At 53.7% G+C, this 2,439-nt stretch carries 1 pseudogene; it reads left to right on the top strand.

Features of this window, described 5'->3' with window-relative positions:
- A pseudogene (locus LEP6406_RS30550) lies at positions 1-2,439 on the top strand (S-layer family protein); the annotation flags it as partial.

The following is a 2,439-nucleotide window of genomic DNA, read 5'->3' as shown; positions in this document are numbered from 1 at the left end:
TGTTTTTGATTAACCCCAGTGGATTTGTCTTCGGAGCCGGAGCCAGCCTGAATGTCCCCGGCTCCTTTGTCGCTAGCACCGCAGAGAATGTTCTGTTTGCCAATGGCGTCAGCTTTGGGACAGATGGCACCACTCCAACTCCGCTGCTGGTGATTAGTGCACCTCTAGGCTTACAGATGGGGGCAAATCCGGGGCAAATTACCGTCAACAATACGGGAAGAGATAATCCCGTACCGACCACGACTTTAGGGCTAGCCCCAGCGGCGGGGCAAACGTTGGCTCTATTGGGGGGAGATGTGATCTTTAATGGCGGAGTGGTTACGGCTCCCTCGGGGCGGATTGAGCTTGGTAGTGCGGCCAATGGCCAAGTTTCCTTGAGCCCCACCTCATCCGGGTGGCAATTGGGCTATAGCAACATCCAAGATTTTCGTAATATTCAGCTTCTGAATCGCTCCTCATTGTGGAATGCCAATCTGACGGCAAATCCGCAAGGGGGAATTCAGGTGCAAGGGGGCACGGTCACCGTGGATGCCTCCCAAATTGGGGCTTCGACCCTCAACGCTGTATCAGGGGCGGATATTACGCTAAACGCCAGTCAAGCCCTGACCCTAACGGGTGAAGATCTAACAATGGCACCCTATGGAGCATGGGTGTTTAATTCTGTTGGCGCAGGCATGAGTGGCGCAGGGGGGGCAATCAACATGACTACCCCGCAATTAACCTTGCAATCGGGAGCGCTGATTCAAACCCTGAACCAAGGGTCGGGCACGGCAGGAGCAATCACGGTGAGAGCTGACACAGTGGATATCAGTGGAGCCTCATCTCTAAGTAGTAATCCAGCTTTTGCGACCCAGGATCTGACTAGCCGAATTACTAGCAATGTTTTGAGTACGGGCGCTGGAGGCGCGATCAACCTCTCAACGCAAAATCTGCGCTTGCAGGATGGCGGGCAAATCACAACTGGGGTCAATGTTGGAGCGACGGGACAAGGGGGTAACGTGACGGTCACCGCTACTGACACGACGGTGATTTCAGGGTACAACCCAGCTAATCCCATCTTTGCAACTAGTATAGGTAGCTCGACGCAGGGAACGAGCACAGGGGGAGCCATTCAACTCACCACTGGGCAACTGCAATTTGAGCAGGGGGGGCGGATCTACTCGTCCACAGATATTAGTACAGGCACAGGGGGCAATATAGCCCTGAATGTCACGGGGACGCTCTCTGCCAGCGAACGACATCCGCTAATTTCATCATTACCCAGTGGAATTCTCTCGGTCACGTCCGGCGCAGGCACCTCAGGCACCATTACAGTGGATGCCTCGCGGTTAGATTTAAGCGCGGGTGCAAATATTGGTTCCTTCGTGACGGGTGAATTTTTGGGTCTAATTCTTCCGGGTGCAGGGACAGGACAAGCCGGAGATATTAGGGTTACAGCTCGCGATCAGGTCAATTTAACCGGGGTCAGCGCTAGCGGTGAAGGCGCGTCGATCTCGTCACTAACGTTAGGGGCAGGTAATGCCGGAAATGTCCGCGTTAGCAGTCCTCGGGTCACCATTCAAGCGGGGGCAGGCATTACGTCAGGGGTAGCGCTGGGCACCTCGACTGCTGGGGTTCCCTTACCGGGAAGCGGACAGGGGAATGGCGGCAACGTGGTGGTTCGAGCCTCAGAATCTGTTGAGGTGACTGGGGTTTCGTCTGTGGCTGTGCTATCGAGTAGCATTTCAACCTATACCTTTGGCCAAGGCAATGCAGGTATTACCCAAGTGGTTGCACCTGTGGTGAATGTGCTGAATGGGGCAGCGATCAATAGTGCAACTGTAGCAACGGGAAATGCAGGTCAAATTCTATTGAATACAGAGGCGCTAACCGTGAGTGGGGTTGCCGGGAACGGTCTAAGGGCTCGGGTGAGTGCCAATGCAGAAATACTTGACCCATTTTTGCAAGCTCTTTTTGGCCTGCCAACGCAGCCAACTGGTAACACTGGAGAACTCGTAATCAATGCCCAACGACTTGCCGTGACAGAGGGCGGTACCATCACCGTACAACATGATGGCATTGGCAATGCTGGTCAGTTGAAGATCAATGCCGATTCCATTTTTCTCGCAAATCAAGGGAGTTTAATAGCTAGCACACTCTCCGGCGGGGGTGGCAATATTAACCTGTTAGCACGCCAAGGGTTGGTAATGCGCTATGGCGGTCTGATTTCGGCCACCGCTGGTGGTGCAGGCAATGGCGGCAACATCACCATTAACGCCCCAGTGATTGCCGGATTTGAGAACAGCGACATTATTGCCAATGCATTTCAGGGCAATGGAGGCAATATTCAAATCACCACTCAAGGGATTTTTGGACTTGTCTTTCGCCCGCAACTAACCCCTGAGAACGACATCACCGCCAGTTCTCAATTTGGCCTGAGTGGCACCGTCACGATTGAAA

Origin of the sequence: Leptolyngbya sp. PCC 6406, from assembly GCF_000332095.2 — a bacterium.
Classification (GTDB): Bacteria; Cyanobacteriota; Cyanobacteriia; order Phormidesmidales; family Phormidesmidaceae; genus PCC-6406.
This window is presented reverse-complemented; position numbering and strand designations above follow the sequence as displayed.